The organism is Streptomyces sp. NPDC028298, assembly GCF_055565895.1.
In genome coordinates, this window is sequence record NZ_JBVHTL010000001.1 from 1,759,905 (window position 1) to 1,783,294 (window position 23,390).

Genomic DNA, 23,390 nt, shown 5'->3' on the forward strand with positions numbered 1-23,390 from the left:
TCGAATGCAGGTTTGGCCGTCGGTCTTTTCCGAGTTGAGACCTCACGGAAATATGGGGCAGCCCCGGACCACCCCGGCGAAGATCCACACCACGCCGGCGTCCCGCAATGAACTCAATGCACGGTTCGTCACACGGTATTCACCCCGGATGCCACACCCAACACCCTTGACATCACTGTCAACTTGACGCCCAAATGGTCCTTGCGCATCGAAATTGACAACGTTGTCCACGTGCAGGGAGGGTGCTCGCCCATGCAGCACAGAGCTCGGTACAGACAGGGTTCCACGCGGCGGACCGGCCGGCGATCCCCGGCGGCACTGGGGGTGGCGGCTCTCTCCCTGTTAGCGGCCTCCCAGGGCGTCGCGGTCGCCCTGCCCGCCCAAGCGGCCAAGCCCGACCGGGAGTTCAGCTCGTCGTTCGAATCGGACGATCCGGCCCCGGACTGGCTCAACACGGTGGACACCGCCCCCGACGGGACGAAGCGGTCCTCCGGTGTCGACGGCGGCTACAGCACCGGCATCCCCGGCAATGTCACCGACCACGTCACCGACGTGCGGGCCAGTGGCGAGAACACCGGCGCGGGCGAGGTCAAGGAGAACCTCGTCGACGGCGAACCGAGCAGCAAGTGGCTGACCTTCGAGCCCACCGGCTGGGCGGAGTTCGACCTCGACGCGCCGGTCAAGGCGGTCACATACGCGCTCACGTCCGCGAACGACCACGACGAACGCGACCCGCGCGACTGGACCCTCCAGGGCTCCACCGACGGCAAGGACTGGAAGACGCTCGACACCCGCTCCGGCGAATCCTTCGGCGAGCGGTTCCAGACGAAGTCGTACGACGTCTCAAGTCCCGTCGAGTACCAGCACTTCCGGCTCGACGTGACGAAGAACAACGGCGGCGACATCCTGCAGATCGCCGACGTCCAGTTCTCGACGGGCGGCGGCGACGACCCGACGCCCAAGGACATGCTCTCGCTCGTGGACCGGGGGCCGAGCGGCTCGCCGACCGCGAAGTCGGGCGCGGGCTTCACCGGCAAACGGGCCCTGCGCTACGCCGGCACGCACAAGGGTGACGGCCGGGCGTACTCGTACAACAAGGTGTTCGACGTGAACGTCGCCGTCGGGCGCGACACCCGGCTTTCGTACCGGATCTTCCCCTCGATGGCGGACGGCGACCGGGACTACGACGCCACGAACGTGGCCGTGGACCTGGTGTTCACCGACGGCACCTCGCTGAGCGGTCTCGACGCCGTGGACCAGCACGGATTCGCGCTGACACCGCAGGGCCAGGGTGCCGCCAAGGTGCTCTACGTCAACCAGTGGAACAACGTCACCTCGCGGATCGGTTCCGTCGCGGCCGGGAAGACGGTCGACCGGATCCTGCTCGCGTACGACTCGCCCAAGGGTCCCGCGAAGTTCCGCGGCTGGCTGGACGACGTCTCGCTCAGGACGGCCGCTCCGCAGAAGCCGGCCGCGCACCTGGCCGACTACGCCCTCACCACCCGCGGCACCAACTCCAGCGGCGGTTTCTCGCGCGGCAACAACTTCCCGGCGACGGCCGTGCCACACGGCTTCAACTTCTGGACGCCGGTGACCAACGCGGGCTCGCTGAGCTGGCTGTACGACTACGCTCGTGCAAACAACGCGGACAACCTGCCCACCATCCAGGCGTTCAGCGCGAGCCACGAGCCGAGCCCGTGGATGGGCGACCGGCAGACCTTCCAGGTGATGCCGTCGGCCGCCTCCGGCACCCCGGACACCGGCCGCACGGCACGCGAACTGGCCTTCAGGCACGAGAACGAGACCGCGCGGCCGTACTACTACGGCGTCACGTTCGAGAACGGTCTCAAGGCGGAGATGGCCCCGACCGATCACGCCGCGGCCCTGCGCTTCACCTATCCGGGCGACGACGCGAGCGTGATCTTCGACAACGTCACCGAGCAGGCGGGCCTGACGCTGGACACCTCGGCGGGCGTCGTCACCGGCTACTCGGACGTCAAGTCCGGGCTGTCGACCGGCGCCACCCGGCTCTTCGTCTACGGGACCTTCGACGCGCCCGTGACCGAGGGCTCCTCCAGCGGCGTCAAGGGCTATCTCAAGTTCCGGCCCGGCTCCGACCACACCGTCACCCTGCGCCTGGCCACCTCGCTCATCAGCATCGATCAGGCCAAGGACAACCTGAGCCAGGAGATCCCGGACGGCACGTCCTTCGACGCGGTCAAGAAGGGGGCACGCAAGCAGTGGGACAGGATCCTGGGCAAGGTCGAGGTGCAGGGCGCCACCCCGGACCAGCTCACGACGCTGTACTCCAGCATGTACCGGCTGTACCTGTACCCGAACTCCGGCTTCGAGAAGGTGGGTTCGACGTACCAGTACGCCTCGCCGTTCTCCGCGATGCCGGGTCCGGACACCCCGACCCACACCGGGGCGAAGATCGTCGACGGCAAGGTGTACGTCAACAACGGCTTCTGGGACACCTACCGGACGACCTGGCCCGCCTATTCGTTCCTGACGCCCGGTCAGGCCGGTGAGATGGTCGACGGGTTCGTGCAGCAGTACAAGGACGGCGGCTGGACCTCGCGCTGGTCCTCGCCCGGGTACGCGGACCTGATGACCGGCACCTCCTCGGACGTGGCGTTCGCGGACGCGTACGTCAAGGGAGTCGACTTCGACGCCAAGTCGGCGTACGAGGCGGCCCTGAAGAACGCGACGGTCGTCCCGCCGACCTCCGGCGTGGGCCGCAAGGGCATGACCACCTCACCCTTCCTCGGCTACACGAGCACCTCCACGGGCGAGGGCCTCTCCTGGGCCATGGAGGGCTACGTCAACGACTACGGCATCGCCCAGATGGGCAAGGCGCTCTACAAGAAGACCGGCGAGAAGCGCTACAAGGAGGAGTCGGACTACTTCCTCAACCGCTCCCAGGACTACGTGAACCTCTTCGACTCCAAGGCCGGCTTCTTCCAGGGCCGCGACGCCAAGGGCGACTGGCGGGTCGACTCCGCGAAGTACGACCCGCGCGTGTGGGGTTACGACTACACGGAGACCGACGGCTGGGGTTACGCGTTCACCGCGCCGCAGGACTCGCGCGGTCTCGCCAACCTCTACGGAGGCCGCGGCGCGCTCGCGGAGAAGCTCGACACGTACTTCTCGACCCCGGAGACGGCCTCGCCGGAGACCGTGGGCTCCTACGGCGGTGTCATCCACGAGATGACCGAGGCCCGGGACGTACGGATGGGCCAGTACGGCCACTCCAACCAGGTGGCCCATCACGTCAACTACATGTACGACGCGGCCGGGCAGCCCTGGAAGGCCCAGAAGAACATCCGCGAGGTCCTCTCCCGCCTCTACACCGGCAGCGAGATCGGCCAGGGCTACCACGGGGACGAGGACAACGGCGAGCAGTCGGCCTGGTACCTCTTCTCCTCGCTCGGCTTCTACCCGCTGGTGATGGGCAGCGGCGAATACGCCATCGGCTCACCGCTGTTCACCAAGGCGACCGTCCACCTGGAGAACGGCCACGACCTGGTCGTCAGGGCCCCGCGCAACAGCACGAAGAACGTGTACGTGCAGGGCGTCCGGTTCAACGGCAAGGCGTGGAACTCGACCTCGCTGCCCCAGTCGCTGATCGCCAAGGGCGGCGTGCTGGACTTCGAGATGGGCTCCGAGCCGTCCTCGTGGGGCACCGGAAAGAACGCGGCACCGGTGTCGGTCACCGAGGACGACAAGGTGCCCTCCCCGCGCGCGGACGCCCTGAAGGGGGACGGCGCCCTCTTCGACAACACCTCGGCCACGGACGCCCGTGTCACCTCCGTGGATCTGCCGACCGGCGCCGAGACCAAGGGAGTCCAGTACACGCTGACCTCCGCGGACCACACCAAGGCGCCGACCGGGTGGACCCTCCAGGGTTCCTCGGACGGGACCACGTGGACGGACCTCGACAAGCGTTCCGGTGAATCCTTCCCCTGGGACAGGCAGACCCGGGCGTTCACGGTCGCCACGCCCGGCTCCTACGCCCACTACCGTCTCGTCCTCGACGGCGAGTCGACCCTCGCGGAGGTGGAACTGCTGGCCTGAGCCACAGCCGACGGAAAAGGGGGCGGGCCCGGAGGAGACTCCGGGCCCGCCCCGCGTTCGTGCACGGGCGTCCGTGTGCGCGTCAGCCCACCGCGAGGGTGAAGACGTGCAGATCGGCGTTGTCCGTGAGCCTGACGCTCTTGATCGTCCTTCCCTCCGGCGCCGCGAACGGCTTGGTGGCGAAGACGTAGGTGGCCACCGGATCCTTGTCGGCACCGGCGACATTGCGGTACGCCGCCCTCGCGACGGTCAGGTTGCCGTACTGGACGGTGCCGCCCCCGCCGCCGACGGTCCAGTCGGTGAAGGACAGGTCCACGGAGTCGGTGCCGCCGTCGGTGTAGGTGACCGTCGCCGTGGCCTTCTGGTTGCCGTTCACGGCACTGCCGATGAAGGACAACCGGCCGGCCGGCTCGCTCAGTTCGACGGTCTGCGAGGTGCCCGAGGCGTTGTCGGGGCGGCCGGAGGGAGACTTCGGCCAGGTGAAGGCGAGCCCGTCCACCGTTCCCCCGCCGCCGGGGGTCAGGCCCGCGTCGGCGAGGGCCTGACGGGAGTAACTCCAGCCGCCGCCGTCGTAGTCGGCCTCGGAGTGGTCCCCGGTGTCGTCCGAGACACCGGTGTTGTCGTAGGCCGCGAGGAGGGTCCCGGGGGCCGCGACCGTCAGCGCCACCGGCTGCGCGTACGACGTGTCGCCCGAGGTCACCGTCACCTTGACGTCGTAGAAGCCCTGTTCGGCGTCGTCCGCCGCGGTGAGGGCGATCCGCCGGGCGCCGTCGGTCACCGTGCCCTCGGCGGGGTTCGCCGTCACCCCCGCGGGCACCTCGACCCGGAAGCGGACCTCGGGACCGGCGCCGCCGCCGAGCGCGAGGGCGCGGATGTCGAGCGCGGTGCTGCCGCCGGGCGCGAGCGTCGCCGCCGTCGGGCCCACACCGATCTGGTACGGCTGCTCACCCGTGCGGAAGGAGGGCGGCGCGGCCGACTCGGCGCTCCCCCAGCTCTTGTCCGGTGTCGCCGACAGCGTGTAGTCCAAGGTCCCGCCCTCACGGACGAAGGAGGCCGGCAGCCAGGGCCGTTCGCTGCCGCGGCCGTCGACCCGCAGCGACTGGACGTAGGGGCTGTCCGCGGCCGCGCCCCGGGCCCGGATCTCGATGTCGGCGCCGCCCGGACGCTCGATCTCGATCCTCGGGAACAGCGGTGAGGCCAGCGTCAGTTCGGCGCGGGAGGGCACCTGCGGGTACATGCCGAGCGCGGAGAAGACGTACCAGGACGACATCTCGCCGAGGTCGTCGTTGCCGGGGATGCCCTCGGGCTTCGTCGACTACAGCCGGGCCATCGCCGCGCGGACGGTCTCCTGCGTCTTGTAGGGCGCGCCCGCGTAGTCGTACAGGTAGGGCACGTTGACCGACGGCTCGTTGTCCAGCTCGGACTTGTCACCGCCGCTGCCGCTGAACGCCCAGCTCCCGTCCTCGTCGTGGAAGAACGTGTCGAGGCGGTCGAGGGCCTTGTCGCGCCCTCCCATGGCGGCGAAGAGGCCCGCCGGGTCGTGCTGCACCATCCAGGTGTACTGGGCCGCGGTCCCCTCGACGAAACCGTTGCCGGTCGCCGGGGTGAAGCCGGTGACCCAGCTCCCGTCGGCCTTCCGGTTGGCCACGTAGCCGCCGCCGGGGTCGGCCGCGATGTTGAAGTTGTTCTGCCACCACTGCGCACGCTCGGCGAACTCGGCGGCGGTCTGCTTCTCCCCCGCCGCCTTGGCCAGTTGGGAGATCGCGAAGTCCGCGCCGGACATCTCCAGCGTCTCGGCCGCGCCGCCCCAGGCGTTGGACACGGACGGCATGTAGTGGTGTTCGAGGTACTGGTCCAGCGAGGGGCGCTGGCCCACCGAGAGCACCGGTTTGCCCGCCGGCGAGCGGTCCTGCTCGGTCGGCACCGTCGCCGCCTTCACCAGGGAGCCCAGCGCCCCGCGCAGGTCGAAGTCCGTGCCGCCGAAGGCACGGATGCCCGCGAGGGCGGGCGCCGACGGGTCGCCGTTCATGACGTGCGTGCCGCTCGCGCCGTGCAGCCAGCGGTCCCAGACTCCCCCGTTCTGCCGGGCGAGTTCGAGGAGCGACTGCGCGATGTCGGAGCCGGTGTCCGGGTCGAGCAGGGTCAGGAGCTGGACCTGGGAGCGGTAGACGTCCCAGCCGGAGAAGGTGCCGTACTGCGCCTCGTGGCCCCTGCCGACCTTGTGCACCTTGTCGTCGGGGCCCCGGTATCTGCGGTCGGCGTCACTGATGACGTTCGGGTGCAGCAGCGCGTGGTAGAGCGCGGTGTAGAAGGTGGTGCGGTCGCCGTCGGTGCCGCCGCCGACGCCGATCGCGCCGAGCCGCTCGCGCCAGGCGCGGTGGGCGGCCCGCCGGACGGAGGCGAAGGAGCGGGACGGCGGGTTCTCGTCGTCCAGGTTGGCGGTGGCGCCGTCCTGACTGACGTAGGAGATGCCGACCTTGACGTTCACCGGGTCGGCGCCCGGCTCGAACTCCACGTAGCCGCCTGCCCCCTTGCCCGCGACGGGCCGGCCGCCCTGCGCGAAGCCCCCGGTGCCGCCGCTCGCCTCGGTGGCCCCCGGACTCAGCCGGTCGTCCTGCCAGGTGCCGGTGGTCTTGAAGGCGCGGTCGAAGCGGGCGGTGAAGTACAGGGTGTAGTACGAGCGCCGGCCCTCGGGGTCGAGGTAGCCGCAGAAGTTGCCGGAGGTGACGGAGCCCGAGACGGTCCTGGTCGCCGGGTCGATCCGCACGGTCGAATCCGTCGACCCGACCTCGGAGTTGGCGGTGCGGATCAGCATCGAGGCGGGCTTGTCGGCGGGGTAGGTGAACTGGCCCGAGCCGGTGCGCGCGGTCGCCGTGAGGTCGGCGGTCACCCCGGAGGCGAGCCCCACCTTGTAGTGGCCGGGTTCGGCCCGTTCGTCGGAGTGCGCGAACCCCGCCGCGTAGACGGCGTCCTTGGTGTCGGTCGCCGGGGACGAGGTGACCTCGCCCGCGTACGGGAAGAACGGGATGTCGCCGCTGCCGCCCGCGCATCCCGTTCCGGACATGTGGGTGAGGCTGAAGCCCCGGACGCGCGTGGCGTCGTACTGGTAGCCGCCGGGCGCGGCCGTGCGGGTGGCGTCCCCGCGGGTGTTCTCCGGGCTCCAGGAGAGCATGCCGAAGGGCGTGACGGCGCCGGGGAAGACGTTGCCGCCGTTCCTGGTGCCGATCAACGGGTCGACGTACGCCGTGGGGTCCTGGACGAGTTCTGGCGGCGCCGACGACGGCGCGGCGAGCGCCGGGGTGGCGCCGGCGACCGTCAGGGCGACGGCCAGCACTAACGATGACGGACGGAAACGCATGACGCGGCCCCTCCTCCTTCGGACGGGTCGCGCACCACAGGTCGCACAAGCCGCAGGGACAGTAACGTGCGCCACGGGTACCACGGAAGACCGCCCGCGCCGTCGGAGCCGCGCCCGCCGCACACTCCGATGGAGCCGCACCCCTCGATCGGCGCCGATGGGCCGAGGCTGTCCGTCAACGTTCTTGACATCGTTGTCCGTTGAGGCGATAGAGTCGGGAGCAGACCGTTCGACAACGTTGTCGCGCACATCGGTCGCCACAAGCCGCACCATCCCGGGCAGGGCCTCCCCCGCCGCGTCCGGGCTCGCGGACCGGGTGGGTCCGAACCCACCCACCCGGTCCGCCCCGAGTGTCGCTCGTTCAGCCGACCCGGCAGGGAAGGGCCGTCGACGGATCAGCACCCGCGCCTGTGACGACGTACCCGAACGTGGCACTGCCGCCCGGACTCAGCGAGCCGTTCCAGTCGGCGTTGTGCACCATCACGTCCTGCCCGCCGTAGGTCGCGTTGCCGTTCCACAGACTGGCGACCGACTGCCCGCCCGGGAGCGTCCAGTCGACCATCCAGCCGAGCATCGGGACCGTACCGGTGTTGGTCACCGTCACCTCGGACTGGTAGCCGCCCGGCCAGGAGTTGGTCGTGCGCCGCGTCGCCGAGCAGGTGCCGGGCGGGGGCTCGGTCGGGTTGCCCGGGTCGTGGATGCCGGTGACCTCGCCGTTGCCGCCGTCGAAGACGACGTCGGAGCAGGAGTAGAAGGTCTCGGCGCTGTCCGAGCGCTGCCAGACCATGTAGATGAGGTGGCGGCCGCTCTTGCCCGCCGGCAGCCTGCCGCTCCAGGAGTAGTTGGCCTCGACCGTGCCCGGGGTGCCGTTGAGCGGGGGGTGGTCGACGCTGAGGAACGGCTGGTCCTCCATCGCGTCCCAGGTGAGCGCCCTGGTCGGATCGAAGCCGTCCTTGGTGATGTACACGTAGAACCAACCGGGGTGCGCCGCCCAGGCGTTGTACGCGAAGTCGACGGTCGCGCCCGCGGTGAGATGGGTCAACGGCCAGTCGGAGCGGGGCAGGTCGAAGCCCGAGAAGTTGGCGTTGCCGCCGCTGCACAGCGAGCCGTCGGGGACGAAGCCGCGGGTGCGCCCCGCGCCGTCCGAGCGCAGGACCGAGAACCAGTTGTAGAACGGCGTGGTCCCGCCGACCTGTTGGGCCGCCTTGCAGGCCGGGTTCACCGGTTTGATCTCGCCGGTGTCGGTCAGGCCGTCCTGCCAGCACAGGAAGGTGCGGCTGCCGGGCTTCATGGGGGTGCCGTGCGCCTCGGCCCGGGTGCCGGTCGTGACGATCAGGGCGAGGGCGGGAAGCACGGCCAGCAGGGCGAGAAGGACGAGGAAGGGGGACGGGCGGCGGCCGGGGAGCCGTAATCGGGGCAGCGGCGGTCGCGCAACCCCCGCCGCTCGCCTCAGATCTGATAGGTGCATGACAATCCCTTCGTGGGGTGTGCGGGATCGGGGCGAGGCGGGAGCGAATCCCGGGCGGGTTCCGGTCCGCTTGTGGGAGCGCTCCCACCTCATGCGGAACGTAACGCACCCGGGATGCCCTGTAAACGCCCGGCGCGCCGCCTTCACCGGGGCGGGGGCGGGCGGCGGGCGCCGACGCCCTGCGGCGCGTCGGGGCCGACGGCGAAGGGCCGCACCCCCGTCAACCGGGGATGCGGCCCTCGAACTCCTGCGGAGCTGCCTACAACTGCGTCACCTGAGTGGTCAGTTGCGGATCAGGTTGCGGAGCACGTACTGCATGATGCCGCCGTTGCGGTAGTAGTCCGCCTCGCCGGGGGTGTCGATGCGGACGACCGCGTCGAACTCGACGCCGGTGTCGGTGGAGACCTTCACCGTGCGCGGGGTGGTGCCGTTGTTGAGCTCCTCGACACCGGTGAAGGAGAAGGTCTCCTCGCCGGTCAGGCCGAGGGACTCGGCCGTGGCGCCCTCCGGGAACTGGAGCGGCAGGACGCCCATGCCGATGAGGTTCGAGCGGTGGATGCGCTCGTACGACTCGGCGATGACGGCCTTGACGCCGAGGAGCGCGGTGCCCTTGGCGGCCCAGTCGCGGGACGAGCCGGAGCCGTACTCCTTGCCGGCCAGGATGACCAGCGGGATGCCCTGCGCGATGTAGTTGCGCGAGGCGTCGTAGATGAAGGAGACGGGGGCGCCGTCCTGCGTGAAGTCGCGGGTGTAGCCGCCCTCGGTGCCCGGCGCGATCTGGTTGCGCAGGCGGATGTTGGCGAACGTACCGCGGATCATGACCTCGTGGTTGCCGCGGCGCGAGCCGTAGCTGTTGAAGTCACGGCGCTCGACACCGTGCTCCGTGAGGTACTTGCCTCCGGGGGTGTCGGCCTTGATCGCACCGGCCGGGGAGATGTGGTCGGTGGTGACCGAGTCGCCCAGCTTGGCGAGGACGCGCGCGCCGGCGATGTCCGAGACCGGGGTGGTCTCCATCGTCATGCCCTCGAAGTAAGGGGGCTTGCGCACGTAGGTCGACTGCGGGTCCCACTCGAAGGTGTTGCCCTCGGGGATCGGCAGCGCCTGCCACTGGGCGTCGCCCGCGAAGACGTCCTGGTAGGACTTGCTGAACATGTCCTCGCCGATGGCGTTCGCCACGACGTCGTTGACCTCGGCCTCGGAGGGCCAGATGTCGGCCAGGTAGACCGGCTTGCCCTCGGTGTCGGTGCCGAGCGCGTCGCGGGTGATGTCCACCTTCATGGAGCCCGCGAGGGCGTAGGCGACGACCAGCGGCGGGGAGGCCAGGTAGTTCATCTTGACGTCGGGGTTGATACGGCCCTCGAAGTTCCGGTTGCCGGAGAGGACCGAGGTGACCGCGAGGTCGTGGTCGTTGACGGCCTTGGAGACCTCGTCCGGCAGCGGGCCGGAGTTGCCGATGCAGGTGGTGCAGCCGTAGCCGACCAGGTTGAAGCCGACCTTGTCGAGGTAGGGGGTGAGCCCCGCCTTGTCGAAGTAGTCGGTGACGACCTTGGAGCCCGGGGCGAGGGTGGTCTTGACCCACGGCTTGCGGGTCAGGCCCTTCTCCACGGCCTTCTTCGCGACGAGCGCGGCGGCGACCATGACGTACGGGTTCGAGGTGTTGGTGCAGGAGGTGATGGCCGCGACCGTCACCGCACCGTGGTCGATCTCGTAGGTCGAGCCGTCGGGGGCCGTGACCGTGACCGGGTTGGACGGGACGCCGTTGGCGGCCGCCGGGGAGTCGGAGGCCGGGAAGGACTCCTTGCCCGCCTCGTCGTCGTCGGCGACGTAGTTGCGCACGTCGCTCTTGAACTGCTCGGCGGCGTTCGCGAGGACGATGCGGTCCTGCGGGCGCTTCGGGCCGGCGATGGAGGGGACGACCGTGGAGAGGTCGAGCTCCAGCTTCTCGGAGAAGTCGGGCTCGGCCGCCGGGTCGAGCCAGAGGCCCTGCTCCTTGGCGTACGTCTCGACGAGCGCGAGCTGCTGCTCGGAGCGGCCGGTGAGCTTGAGGTACTTGATGGTCTCGCCGTCGATCGGGAAGATCGCGGCGGTGGAGCCGAACTCCGGCGACATGTTGCCGATGGTGGCGCGGTTGGCCAGCGACGTGGCGGCCACACCCTCGCCGTAGAACTCGACGAACTTGCCGACGACACCGTGCTTGCGCAGCATCTCGGTGATGGTCAGCACGAGGTCGGTGGCGGTCGTGCCCGGGGTGAGCTCGCCGGTCAGCTTGAAGCCGACGACGCGCGGGATGAGCATGGAGACCGGCTGGCCGAGCATCGCGGCCTCGGCCTCGATGCCGCCGACGCCCCAGCCGAGCACGCCGAGGCCGTTGACCATCGTGGTGTGCGAGTCGGTGCCGACCAGGGTGTCGGGGTACGCCTGGCCGTTACGGACCATGACCGTACGGGCCAGGTGCTCGATGTTGACCTGGTGGACGATGCCGGTACCCGGGGGGACGACCTTGAAGTCGTCGAAGGCGGTCTGGCCCCAGCGCAGGAACTGGTAGCGCTCCTTGTTGCGGCCGTACTCCAGCTCGACGTTCTGGCCGAAGGCGTCCTTCGTGCCGAACTTGTCGGCGATGACGGAGTGGTCGATGACCAGCTCGGCCGGGGAGAGCGGGTTGACCTTGGCCGGGTCGCCGCCGAGCTCCTTGACGGCCTCACGCATGGTGGCGAGGTCGACGACACAGGGCACGCCCGTGAAGTCCTGCATGATCACGCGGGCGGGCGTGAACTGGATCTCCTGGCTGGGCTGGGCCTGCGAGTCCCAGCCGCCGAGCGCACGGATGTGATCGGCGGTGATGTTCGCGCCGTCCTCCGTGCGGAGCAGGTTCTCCAGCAGCACCTTCAGGCTGTACGGAAGGCGAGCCGAGCCTTCCACCTTGTCCAGCCGGAAGATCTCGTACGACTCGTCGCCCACCTGCAGCGTGCTGCGGGCGTCGAAGCTGTTCGCCGACACGACAGTCTCCTTCATTGATGTGCGCGTTCCCACCGCATCCTGCCGCCACGACGCCATGGCCGATCCGCTAAGGTAAGGCTAAGTTAGGTAACCCTTACCGTCGGATCGATGGCGGCGTGCTGCTGCGGTACGCCTCGGCAGATATCTCGATGTCGAGATAACTCTAGTGCATGGGGGCGGGCAGGTCATGTCCGCACGCCCGCATGTCCGGGCCGCACCCCTTGCCCCGGCGCGGGCGGAATGCCCGCATCATCCGGCATCACCCGGCCGCGGGGACGCATCCGCACCCCCGCCGCCGACGAGCCGTCTCCGGACCGGTCCCGCGCCCGGACGGCCACGGCGCCGACCCTCGCCGGAAGTTGACACACCGAAAGCACGGACAGGCACACCCGGGCCGTTTCGGGGTACCCGGTGTCCGCCGGGAAAGTCCCGGCGCGACGACACAGGGGGGCACCCATGCCGCTCACCTTCCGCAAGAGCTTCCAGATCCTTCCCGGACTGCGGCTCAACATCAACCGCAAGTCGTGGTCCATCACCTCGGGCGGAAAGAACGGCCCGAAGCGCACGCACAGCAGCACCGGACGCAGGACGACGTCGATGGACCTGCCGGGGCCGTTCGGGTGGCGCAAGACCACGCGCAAGGCAAAGTGACCCAAGAGGGACAAACGGTCTGACCCCGACGAACCGTCACGTAAGCGCTTCTTCACGGCATTCACGTACGGCGACACGGGCTCGCGGAGCCGCAGGCACCCCGCGAGCCCCGTCGCCACGCCGGCGCGCGGCACCCGAACTGCCCCTCGAACACCGCCTGGTGACCCCCATCACTCGGAAGGCGGCGCTCCACTTTTGTTTATCTCACATCCGATATACGGTCGCGCCATGGCAGACGACTACCTCGTACGTATCGGCAAGCTCATCCGTGACGCCCGGCAACACCGGGGCTGGACACAGTCGCAGCTCGCCGAGGCGCTCGGCACCAGTCAGAGCGCCGTCAATCGCATCGAGCGCGGCAACCAGAACATCAGCCTTGAGATGATCGCCCGTATCGGTGAGGCGCTCGACAGCGAGATCGTCTCGCTCGGATATGCGGGTCCGATGCATCTGCGCGTCGTCGGCGGGCGTCGTCTGTCCGGCTCGATCGACGTCAAGACCAGCAAGAACGCCTGTGTCGCCCTGCTGTGCGCGACGCTCCTGAACAAGGGGCGCACGGTGCTGCGCCGGGTGGCCCGGATCGAAGAGGTCTACCGCCTGCTGGAGGTCCTCAACTCGATCGGCGTCCGCACCCGCTGGATCAACGACGGCGTCGACCTCGAGATCGTGCCGCCCAGCGCGCTGGACATGGAGTCCATCGACCACGAGGCCGCCATCCGCACGCGGTCCATCATCATGTTCCTCGGCCCGCTGCTGCACCGCCTGGAGGCCTTCAAGCTGCCCTACGCGGGCGGCTGCGACCTCGGCACCCGCACCATCGAGCCGCACATGATCGCGCTGCGCCGGTTCGGCCTCGACATCGCCGCGACCGAGGGCCTCTACCACGCCCGCGTCGACCGGTCCGTCACCCCCGGACGGCCGATCGTGCTGACCGAGCGCGGGGACACGGTCACCGAGAACGCCCTGCTCGCCGCCGCCCGCCACGACGGCGTCACGGTCATCCGCAACGCCTCCTCCAACTACATGGTCCAGGACCTGTGCTTCTTCCTGGAGGCCCTGGGCGTACGCGTGGAGGGCATCGGCACCACGACGCTCACCGTGCACGGCGTGCCGAACATCGACGTCGACGTGGACTACTCGCCCTCCGAGGACCCGGTCGAGGCGATGAGCCTGCTCGCCGCCGCCGTGGTCACCGAGTCGGAGCTGACGGTCCGCCGGGTGCCGATCGAGTTCCTGGAGATCGAGCTCGCGGTCCTGGAGGAGATGGGTCTCGACCACGACCGCACGCCCGAGTACTTCGCGGACAACGGCCGTACGCGGCTGATCGACCTCACGGTGCGGCCCTCCAAGCTGGAGGCGCCCATCGACAAGATCCACCCGATGCCGTTCCCGGGCCTGAACATCGACAACGTCCCGTTCTTCGCGGCCATCGCGGCCACCGCGCAGGGCCAGACGCTGATCCACGACTGGGTCTACGACAACCGGGCGATCTACCTGACGGACCTGAACCGCCTCGGCGGCCGGCTCCAACTGCTCGACCCGCACCGCGTGCTCGTCGAGGGCCCGACCCGCTGGCGCGCCGCCGAGATGATGTGCCCGCCCGCGCTGCGGCCCGCCGTGGTCGTGCTGCTCGCGATGATGGCGGCCGACGGCACCTCGGTGCTGCGGAACGTGTACGTCATCAACCGCGGTTACGAGGACCTCGCCGAGCGCCTGAACTCGATCGGCGCCCAGATCGAGATCTTCCGCGACATCTGACCCGCCGCCGGGGACACGACCAGTCCCCCGCCCCGCCGGACCCGTTCGCACACGGTCCGGCGGGGCGCGGTGGTGTCCGCGGGGCTCTCGCGGGCTCAGGCCGCCTGACGGTCGCGGCCCACTTCGCGCATGCGGCCGAAGGAGTAGACGCAGCCGGCCAGGGCGAGGTCGGAGAGCAGCATGAATCCGATGGCGTACGAGTTCTTGGCGCTGTAGACGGCTCCCATGACCAGGGGCGGGACGAAGCCGCCGAGTCCGCCGGTCGCGCCGACGATGCCGGTGACGCTGCCGACCTTCGGTGGCGGGGTGACCCGCGCGACCATCGCGAAGACGCTGCCGCTGGAGGTGCCGAGGCCGGCGGCCATCACGAGGAGGAAGACCGTTCCGCCCGGGACGAGGTGGGGTTCGAACGCCTGGCACACCGCCATGATCCCGACGACGCCGAGGGCCCAGGAGGTGACGACGGCCGGGTGGACGCGGTCGGAGAGCCAGCCGCCGATCGGGCGGAAGACCACGGTGACGAGCGCGAAACCGGCCGCGCGGGTACCGGCGTCGGTGGGCGACAGTTCGTACCAGGTCTTGAGGTAGGTCGGCAGGTAGACGCCGAACGCGACGATGCCGCCGAACCCGATCGCGTACAGGGCCGCGAGTTCCCAGGTGACCCGCAGCCGCCCGGCGTCGCCCAGCCGGGTGGCCAGCGAGGTGGTGGGGACCACTCGGTCGGGACGGTCGGCGAGGAGGAAATACTCCACGACGGCCATGGCGGCCAGGGCGACGGCCAGCACCACGAACGGCAGGTTCTCGCCGTGCTTGTAGATGCGGGGGGTGAAGTAGCCGGAGAGGGCGACACCGCCCATGCCCGCGCCGAACACCCCGACGGCGAAGCCACGCCGGGCCGGCGGGAACCAGGAGTTGACGAGGGGGACGCCGATCGCGAACGTCGTGCCGCCCAGGCCGAGGAAGAACCCGACGACGAGGAGGCCGGCGTAGGAGTCCTTCACGACGATGAGCAGCAGGACGGGCACGATGGTCAGCGCGGTGACGAGCGGGAACATGATCTTCGCGCCGAAGCGGTCGGTGAGCGCGCCGACGGGGACCCGGCCGAGCGAGCCCACGAGGACGGGGACGGCGACCATCAGCGACTGCTGGAAGGAGCTCAGTGAGAGTTTCTCGCCCAGCGGGGTGGCGATCGGCGAGATGAGGTTCCAGGCCCAGAAGGAGATGGCGAAGCCGACGGTGGCGACGACGAGGTTGCGGTAGGCGGCGCCGGGCACCGCGGGGGTCGGGTCCGTCCGGGCGGCGGTCTGGGCGGTCACGGCACTCGCTCCCATCCGGGCCGCTCGGGACGGGTGCCGAGCTGGCCGCGTTCACGGCTGCGGTACACGATGTAGGGGCGGAAGAGGTACGGCACCGGGGCGCTGAACATATGGATCAGCCGGGTGTAGGGGACGAGTGCGATGAGCGCGGACCCGATGACGATGTGGATCTGATAGGTCACCGGCACGCCGTCCATCCGCGCGTAGTCCGGACGCAGGGTGAAGACGCTGCGCAGCCAGGGGGCGATGGTGGTCCGGTAGTCGTACCCGTGGCCTCCCGCGTGGGTGAGCTTGGCGATCATGCCCATGAGGATGGCGGCGAGCAGGACGACGTACATGAACTTGTCGTTGCGGGTGGTGGCACGGAAGACCGGTCCGTTGGTGCGGCGGCGGTAGATCAGCAGCGCGATGCCGGCGACGGTGACGAGACCAGCGAGCGTGCCGGTGGTGAGGGAGAGGTAGTGGTACGCGGTCTCGCTCACCCCGAGCGCGCTGGTCCAGGAGTCCGGGACGAACAGTCCGACGAGGTGGCCGGCGAGCACGAAGAGGATCCCGTAGTGGAACATCGGGGACGCGATCCGCAGCAGCCTCGATTCGTAGAGCTGCGAGGAGCGGGTCGTCCAGCCGAACTTGTCGTAGCGGTAGCGCCAGATGATCCCGCCGACGAGCAGGACGATCGTGACGTACGGCATGGCCGTCCACAGGAGGCTGTCGGCGAGGCTCATCGGGTGACGACCTCCAGCAGCGGGGTGCCGAACGGCGCGAGCCCCACGTCCTCGCGCGGCGGTCCGCTCCGCGCCATCGCCTGGGCGGCCGCGCGGTCGCGGGGCGAGGCGCCGGGGAGGGTGGCGACGAGCGCCTGGAGGACGCCGGCCCACGGCGAGGCGGCCTCGACGAGGGCGAGGCGCAGCAGTTCCAGCGCCGGGCGGTGGTCGCGCAGGAGGGTGTCGGTACCGGTGAGGGCGGAGAACTCGCAGACGGCCGGGAGGAAGTCGGGGAGTTCGCGGGTGTCCGCGTACTCCCATCCGTGCTCCCGGTAGATCTCCTTGAAGCGCACCAGGGACCGGCCCCGGCGGCGGGTGTCGCCGTCCGTCCACCAGGTGAGGTACAGGCAGCGGCGGCCGGAGAAGTCGAACGTCCGGACGTACTCCTGCCGGAGCGCGTCGGGTGCGGTGCCGGCCGCGTGGTCGAGGAAGGCGCGCAACTCGCCCCGTCCCGGGCCGCGTCGTTCGTCGAGGGCCGCGCGCAGGACCTCCAGCCCGGCGTGGAACGCGTCGTCGGGGTAGACCAGGCAGCGGGCGACCGCGGCGTGGACGACGGCGTGCGGGGTGGTCATCTCTCCTCCTCGTCGTCGGGCGTACCGGCGGGTGGGAACAGTCCGGCGGGGTGGCCCCGGCCGTCCCAGTTGAGGAGGTTGACGCGGCTGCGCGCGGGGTCGGCGGGCGCGTCGGCGGTCTGGCGGTCGCGCAGCACGTGGAAGTTCTCCACGGACATCGGGGGCGTCTCGCCGGACCCTTCGCCGTAGGGGCCGGAGCCGCCCATGCCGGGCCCGCCCGTGTAGTCGAGGCTGCACTCGTCGGGCAGGACGGACTCCTCCAGACGCCGTGCGTCGCCGACGGCGGCGGTGGGGATCACGTACCGCTCCTCGTACTTGGCGAGAGCCAGCAGCCGGTACATCGCGTACATCTCCTCCCCCGACATGCCGACCGACCGGGCGATGTCCTCGTCGACCGGGGCGCGGCCCGAGGGGCCGCCGGCGAGCAGCCCGGGGCGCATCGCGCCGCGCATGGCGGCGAGCTTCTCCAGGGAGGCCCGTACGGGTGCGGTGTCGCCGGCGGTGAACAGCTCGGCGAGGTATTCCAGGGGGATGCGCAGGGTGTCGATGGCGCCGAAGAGGTTGCCGGTGTCCTCGCCGTCGAAGCCGGTCTCGGTGAGGGCCTCGACGACCGGGGAGAGCGGCGGGATGTACCAGACCATCGGCATCGTGCGGTACTCCGGGTGGAGCGGCAGCGCCACCCGGTGCTTGCTGATGAGGGCGTGGACGGGCGAGCGCCGGGCCGCGTCGATCCAGTCCTGGGCGATGCCGGCGCGCTCGGCCTCCCGCTGTACGACGGGGTCCTCGGGGTCGAGGAACACGCCCAGTTGGGCCTCGTACAGGTCGGTGTCCTCGGGCGTGGAGGCCGCTTCCAGTACCCTGTCGGCGTCGTAGAGCATGACGCCGAGGTAGCGCAGCCGTCCCACGCAGGTCTCGGAACAGACGGTGGGCAGGCCGACTTCGAGCCGTGGGTAGCACAGCGTGCACTTCTCGGCCTTGCCGGTGCGGTGGTTGAAGTAGACCTTCTTGTACGGGCAGCCGGTGACGCACATGCGCCAGCCCCGGCACTGGTCCTGGTCGACCAGGACGATGCCGTCCTCCTGCCGCTTGTACATCGCGCCGGAGGGGCACGAGGCGACGCAGGACGGGTTCAGACAGTGTTCGCAGATCCGCGGCAGATAGAACATGAAGGTCTGCTCGAACGCGAACCTCACCTTCTCCGAGGCCTGTTCACGGACCTTCGCCACCATCGGGTCGAGTCCGCCGTGTTCGCTCACCCCGCCGAGGTTGTCGTCCCAGTTGGCGCTCCACTCGATCTTCATGGGCTTGCCGCTGAGGAGCGAGCGTGGGCGGGCGACGGGGATGTCGTCGCCGAGGGGGGCGTCGACGAGGTTGGCGTACTCGTACGTCCACGGCTCGTAGTAGTCGTCGATGGTGGGCAGTTCGGGGTTGGAGAAGATGTGGGCCAGCTTGGAGAAGCGGCCGCCTCCCTTGAGCTTGAGCCGGCCGCGCCTGTTGAGCTCCCAGCCGCCCTTCCAGGTCTCCTGGTCCTCGTAGCGGCGCGGATATCCCTGCCCGGGGCGGGTCTCGACGTTGTTGAACCACACGTACTCGACGCCGCCGCGGTTCGTCCACGCCTGTTTGCAGGTGACGGAGCAGGTGTGACAGCCGATGCACTTGTCGAGGTTCATGACCATCGCGATCTGTGCCATGACGCGCATGTCAGTACTCCACCGGTTCGGTGCGGCGCCGGACGACCGTGATCTCGTCGCGCTGGTTGCCGGTCGGACCGAGGTAGTTGAACGCCCAGCTCAGCTGGGCGTATCCGCCGATGAGATGGCTCGGTTTGAGCAGCAGCCGGGTGAGGGAGTTGTGGGTCCCGCCGCGTCTGCCGGTCGTCTGTGTCCTGGGTGTGGCGATGACGCGGTCCTGCGCGTGGTGCATGTACACCGTGCCGCGCGGCATGCGGTGGCTGACGACCGCGCGGGCCGCGACGACACCGTTGCGGTTGACCGCCTCGATCCAGTCGTTGTCGCGCACGCCGATCGCCTCGGCGTCCTGCGGGGACATCCAGATGTTCTGGCCGCCGCGGGAGAGCGACAGCATCAGCAGGTTGTCCTGGTACTCGGAGTGGATGGACCACTTGCTGTGCGGGGTGAGGTAGCGGACGGTGACCTCGGCCTGGCCGTCCTCGCCGGTGGAGATCCGGTCGCCGAAGAGCCGGCGCATGTCCAGGGGCGGCCGGTAGACCGGCAGGGCCTCGCCGAGTTCGTGGATCCAGTCGTGGTCGAGGAAGAAGTGCTGGCGGCCGGTGAGGGTGTGCCAGGGCTTGGCGTGCTCGGTGTTGAGGGTGAAGGCGGTGTAGCGGCGCCCGCCCGCCTCGCTGCCGGACCACTCCGGCGAGGTGATGACCGGCACGGGTGCCGCCTGGGTGTCGGCGTACGTGATCCGCTTGCCCTCGTGCTCTGCGGCGAGGTGGGCCATCGGCTGCCCGGTGCGGCGCTCGAGGGTGTGGAACCCCTGGGTGGCGAGGTGGCCGTTGGTGGTGCCGGACAGGGCGAGGATCGTGTTCGCCGCCTTGACGGCCGTGTCGAGGAGCGGCCGGCCCGCGGCCGGTCCCGAACTGCGTGTGCCGTGCCGGTCGGCGAGCAGCCGCACTTCCTCCGCCACGTCGAAGGTGATGCCCTTGACCGGCAGGCCGAGCTTCTCGGCCAGCGGGCCGAGGGTGGCCATCTTCTCGCCGACGGCGCCGTAGTCCCGCTCCACGACGGTGAGTCGGGGCATCGTCCTCCCCGGTACGGGCTCGCACTCGCCGCGCCGCCAGTCCAGGGCGACGCCCCCGGGCTGTGCGGTCTCGGCCGGGGTGTCGTGCTGGAGAGCGGTGGCGACGAGGTCGCGGCGCACGCCCAGGTGTTTCGCCGCCATCGCGGAGAAGGACCGGGCGAGGGCGTGGAAGGCGGCGAAGTCGGTGCGGGCCTGCCAGGGCGGGTCGACGGCCGGGGTGAAGGAGTGCACGTAGGGGTGCATGTCGGTGCTGGAGAGGTCGTGCTTCTCGTACCAGGTCGCGGCGGGCAGGACGATGTCCGACATGAGGGTGGAGGACGTCATGCGGAAGTCCAGGGACAGCAGCAGGTCGAGCTTTCCCTCGGGGGCCTTCTCGTGCCAGCGGACGTCGCGGGGGCGTTCCTCGGGCGCGGCCTCCTCGGCGCCGAGCGAGGAGGTGGTGCCGAGCAGGTGCTTCTGGAAGTACTCGGCGCCCTTCGCGGACGAGCCCAGCAGGTTGGCCCGCCAGAGAGTCACGACGCGTGGCCAGTTGGCGGGCGCGTCGGGGTCCTCTCCGGCGAATCCCAGCTTGCCTGAGCGGAGTTGGTCCACCGCGTACGCGACCGGGTCCTGGTCGCCGGCCTCGTCGCACAGGTCGAGCGGATTGCGGTCGAAGGTGGGGTAGGAGGGCATCCACCCCGAACGGGTCGCCTGGGCGAGGCAGTCGGCGGCCGTCATCCCGGCGAACGCTCCGGTGCCGAGCGGGGAGGCGAGGGTGTCGGCGCGGTAGTGGTCGTACCGCCACTGGTCGGTGTTGAGGAACCAGTAGGCGGTGCCGATCGCCTGGCGCGGCGGACGCGACCAGTCGGACGCGGCGGCCAGGGTGGCCCAGCCGGTCGCCGGTCGGCACTTCTCCTGGCCGACGTAGTGCGCCCAGCCGCCGCCGTTGCGGCCCTGGCAGCCGGTGAGCTGGAGCAGGGCGAGGAAGGCGCGGTAGATCGTCTCGGAGTGGAACCAGTGGTTCGTGCCGGCGCCCATGAGGATCATGCAGCGGCCCCGGGACCGCTCGGCGGTGTCCGCGAACTCCCGCGCGGTGCGGACGACCGCCGCGGCTGGGACGGAGGTGTGGACCTCCTGCCAGGCGGGCGTGCAGGGGACGGCGGGGTCGCCGTAGCCCTCGGGCCAGGCCCCGGGGAGCCCTTCGCGGGCGACGCCGTACTGGGCGAGCAGCAGGTCGTAGACGGTCGTCACGAGCCGGCCGCCGACGCGCGCGGCGGGGACGCCGGCGGCGCGGACCGCACCGCTGCCCTGGCCGTGCGGCCCGCCGTCGGTGTCGAAGCGGGGCAGCAGCACCTCGGTCGGGACGGCTCCGTCCCGCCCGTACAGCGAGAGCCGTGGCTCCAGATCCCCGAGTTCCAGATTCCACCGGCCCTCGCCCGACGCGGTCCAGCGAAAGCCCAGCGACCCGCCGGGGACCTCCGGCCGGCCGGTGGCGTCGTCGAGGACGACCGTCTTCCACTCGGCGCCCTCGGCGGTGTCCCCGAGGTCGGAGGCGCGCAGGAACTTGTCCGGGACGTGGCCGCCGTCGTGCTCCCGCAGGGTGACGAGGAACGGCAGGTCGGTGAAGCGCCGGACGTAGTCGGTGAAGAACGGCACCTGCCGGTCGACGAAGAACTCCTTGAGCACGACGTGCCCCATCGCGAGGGCCAGTGCTCCGTCGGTGCCGGGGTGGGGGTGCAGCCACTCGTCGGCGAACTTGGTGTTGTCGGCGTAGTCCGGGGAGACGACGACGACCTTCTGGCCGCGGTAGCGCGCCTCGGCCATCCAGTGGGCGTCCGGCGTACGGGTGACCGGGACGTTGCTGCCCCACATCATCAGGTACGCCGCGTCCCACCAGTCCCCCGACTCGGGGACGTCCGTCTGGTCGCCGAAGACCTGCGGGGAGGCGACCGGCAGATCGGCGTACCAGTCGTAGAACGACAGCATGGGAGCGCCGATCAGCGAGTGGAACCGGGCGCCGGCGGCGTGCGAGACCATGGACATCGCCGGGATGGGCGAGAAGCCGGCGATGCGGTCGGGGCCGTGGGCCTTGATGGTGTGGACGTGTGCGGCGGCGGCGATCTCCAGGGCCTCGGCCCAGCTAGCCCGCACGAGGCCGCCCTTGCCGCGGGCCCGCTGGTAGCGGCGTCGGCGCTCGGGGTCGGCCTGGAGGTCGGCCCACGCGGTGACCGGGTCGCCGGTTCGCTCCTTCGCCTCCCGGTACATCTCCAGGAGCACACCGCGGACGTACGGGTAGCGCACCCGGGTCGGCGAGTACGTGTACGAGGAGAACGCGGCCCCGCGCGGACAGCCGCGCGGCTCGTACTCGGGACGGTCCGGGCCGACGCTCGGATAGTCCGTCTCCTGGGTCTCCCAGGTGATGATGCCGTCCTTGACGTACACCTTCCACCGGCAGGAACCGGTGCAGTTGACCCCGTGGGTGGAGCGCACGACCTTGTCGTGACTCCACCGGTCCCGGTAGAAGACGTCACCGCCCCGCCCGCCCTCCTTGGAGAGCGTGCGCAGATCGGCGGAGGTCTCCCCCCGCCGGAAGAACCGCCCGGTACGCAACAGCAGCTCACTGGCCGTGCCGTCCATCCCACCGGTACCTCGGCCCTGGGTCGCGGACACGGACGCTCCTCTCGGCCGGCTTCAGCCCAGCGGACCATTCATGGGCGGGGTCCGCATGCGTGGGGGGCTGAACGGGCGAGGGAGGCAAGGTGGGCCGCCGGTCGTGGTGCCGGCGGCTCCTCCGCGGGCTCGTTCAGCCCTTGACGACCGTGATGTCCTGGTCCCGCACCGCGTGGAACGACGGGAGCGGGAGGCCGGTCGTGCTCAGTTCCATGAGGGTGGCCTGGACGTGGGCCGGGCCCGCCTTGAGGGTGCTGGGGACGGGCTTCTCCGAGTTGGTCCAGGTGTGCTCGGCGCCGTCGCAGAGGGCCGTCGTGCCGCCGATGCCCTGCTTGACCCGGGGGTCGTCCTGGGACACGGAGGACGACACGAAGACGGGCCCGGAGGCGCCGGTGCAGCGGTAGGTGCCGGAGAGGGTGATGGTGCCGTCGGCGGCGACCGTGCCGGTCGGGTCGACGGTGACCTCGTCGGACGAGGCGGACAGGGCGACGGCGGACGGGGCGAGGAACAGGAGCAGCGCGGCACCGGCGGCGGCGCCTGCGGCCTGGCGGAACGACATGGGGTACCTCCTGGAACGGGGACCTGCAAGGGTGCTCAACAGGTACCGGTCCAAGGCCCCGGGGCCGGTGATCATCACCCCTTTGGTGGCGAGTTGGCGCCGTCCGTCATGGGGACGTCCGAGAGTTGTCCTCGTGTTGTCACGCTTCACGGCCGGGTGTTCCGATCAGTTCGCCGCGCGCGCATGGTCTGTGTATGCGAGGGCGACGACAGCGCCGCCGACACTCTTCGCATCCCACGTGGAGGTGCACCATGTGTTCTCACCGGTCTTCGTGCCCGTCCGCGGAAGCCACCACCCCGCACATCGTCTCGGCCCATCCCGAGCAGGGCTGGAACCTCCTGTGCAACGGCGCGATCGTCTTCGACGACAGCGGTGAACTGCTCCCCGACGGCAGCGTGGTCGCTCCGCACCGGGTGTTCGCCGACCGGCTGGCCGTCGCGGCCTGACGCCCGGCGTGA

At 70.2% G+C, this 23,390-nt stretch carries 12 protein-coding genes and 1 pseudogene; 4 read left to right on the plus strand and 9 right to left on the minus strand.

Annotated elements, in window-relative coordinates; all coding sequences use genetic code 11:
• Positions 1–252: 252 nt before the first annotated feature.
• Complete coding sequence (locus ACZ4TO_RS07640; protein WP_468023691.1) at positions 253–4,077, plus strand: GH92 family glycosyl hydrolase; 3,825 nt, start codon at positions 253–255, stop codon at positions 4,075–4,077.
• Positions 4,078–4,159: 82 nt separating this feature from the next.
• On the opposite strand, the pseudogene ACZ4TO_RS07645 reads toward ACZ4TO_RS07640, so the two are convergent.
• From ACZ4TO_RS07645 to acnA, 3 genes and pseudogenes are all read right to left on the minus strand, one after another.
• Positions 4,160–7,435 (minus strand): annotated as a pseudogene (locus ACZ4TO_RS07645) (GH92 family glycosyl hydrolase).
• Between the two features lie 361 nt (positions 7,436–7,796).
• The gene (locus ACZ4TO_RS07650; protein WP_385040833.1) at positions 7,797–8,903 is read right to left on the minus strand and encodes a lytic polysaccharide monooxygenase auxiliary activity family 9 protein; all 1,107 of its coding nucleotides are present in this window, start codon (positions 8,901–8,903) and stop codon (positions 7,797–7,799) included.
• A gap of 282 nt (positions 8,904–9,185) precedes the next feature.
• On the minus strand, positions 9,186–11,900 hold the full coding sequence (gene acnA, locus ACZ4TO_RS07655; protein WP_382788731.1) for an aconitate hydratase AcnA: 2,715 nt from the start codon (positions 11,898–11,900) through the stop codon (positions 9,186–9,188).
• A gap of 456 nt (positions 11,901–12,356) precedes the next feature.
• Between acnA and ACZ4TO_RS07660 the strand changes: the two genes are divergently transcribed.
• Both ACZ4TO_RS07660 and ACZ4TO_RS07665 read left to right on the plus strand, forming a co-directional pair.
• Positions 12,357–12,551, plus strand: coding sequence for a DUF4236 domain-containing protein (locus tag ACZ4TO_RS07660; RefSeq protein WP_385040829.1), 195 nt, complete (start codon positions 12,357–12,359; stop codon positions 12,549–12,551).
• A 228-nt stretch (positions 12,552–12,779) separates the two neighbouring features.
• Complete coding sequence (locus ACZ4TO_RS07665) at positions 12,780–14,309, plus strand: helix-turn-helix domain-containing protein (RefSeq protein WP_382788733.1); 1,530 nt, start codon at positions 12,780–12,782, stop codon at positions 14,307–14,309.
• A gap of 95 nt (positions 14,310–14,404) precedes the next feature.
• Here ACZ4TO_RS07665 and ACZ4TO_RS07670 read toward each other — a convergent pair whose 3' ends face one another.
• The 6 genes from ACZ4TO_RS07670 to ACZ4TO_RS07695 form a co-directional block, all read right to left on the minus strand.
• Positions 14,405–15,640 (minus strand): nitrate/nitrite transporter, encoded by a 1,236-nt coding sequence (locus tag ACZ4TO_RS07670; protein ID WP_468023692.1) that lies wholly within the window; start codon positions 15,638–15,640, stop codon positions 14,405–14,407.
• The gene (gene narI, locus ACZ4TO_RS07675) at positions 15,622–16,350 is read right to left on the minus strand and encodes a respiratory nitrate reductase subunit gamma (RefSeq protein WP_468023693.1); all 729 of its coding nucleotides are present in this window, start codon (positions 16,348–16,350) and stop codon (positions 15,622–15,624) included. The genes ACZ4TO_RS07670 and narI overlap by 19 nt, the downstream gene beginning before the upstream one ends.
• Entirely contained in the window at positions 16,347–16,961 is a 615-nt protein-coding gene (gene narJ / locus ACZ4TO_RS07680; protein WP_382797172.1) for a nitrate reductase molybdenum cofactor assembly chaperone, read from the minus strand. Before narJ ends, narI begins: the two co-directional genes overlap by 4 nt.
• Positions 16,958–18,661: a nitrate reductase subunit beta gene (gene narH, locus ACZ4TO_RS07685; protein WP_468023694.1), complete on the minus strand. Its 1,704-nt coding sequence runs from the start codon at positions 18,659–18,661 to the stop codon at positions 16,958–16,960. Before narH ends, narJ begins: the two co-directional genes overlap by 4 nt.
• A 1-nt stretch (position 18,662) precedes the next feature.
• Entirely contained in the window at positions 18,663–22,340 is a 3,678-nt protein-coding gene (locus tag ACZ4TO_RS07690) for a nitrate reductase subunit alpha (protein ID WP_468023803.1), read from the minus strand.
• 166 nt (positions 22,341–22,506) lie between these two features.
• Entirely contained in the window at positions 22,507–22,932 is a 426-nt protein-coding gene (locus ACZ4TO_RS07695) for a DUF6299 family protein (protein WP_382797176.1), read from the minus strand.
• 251 nt (positions 22,933–23,183) lie between these two features.
• Here ACZ4TO_RS07695 and ACZ4TO_RS07700 point away from each other — a divergent pair, with 251 nt between their 5' ends.
• Entirely contained in the window at positions 23,184–23,378 is a 195-nt protein-coding gene (locus ACZ4TO_RS07700) for a DUF5999 family protein (protein WP_382797178.1), read from the plus strand.
• Positions 23,379–23,390: the final 12 nt, after the last annotated feature.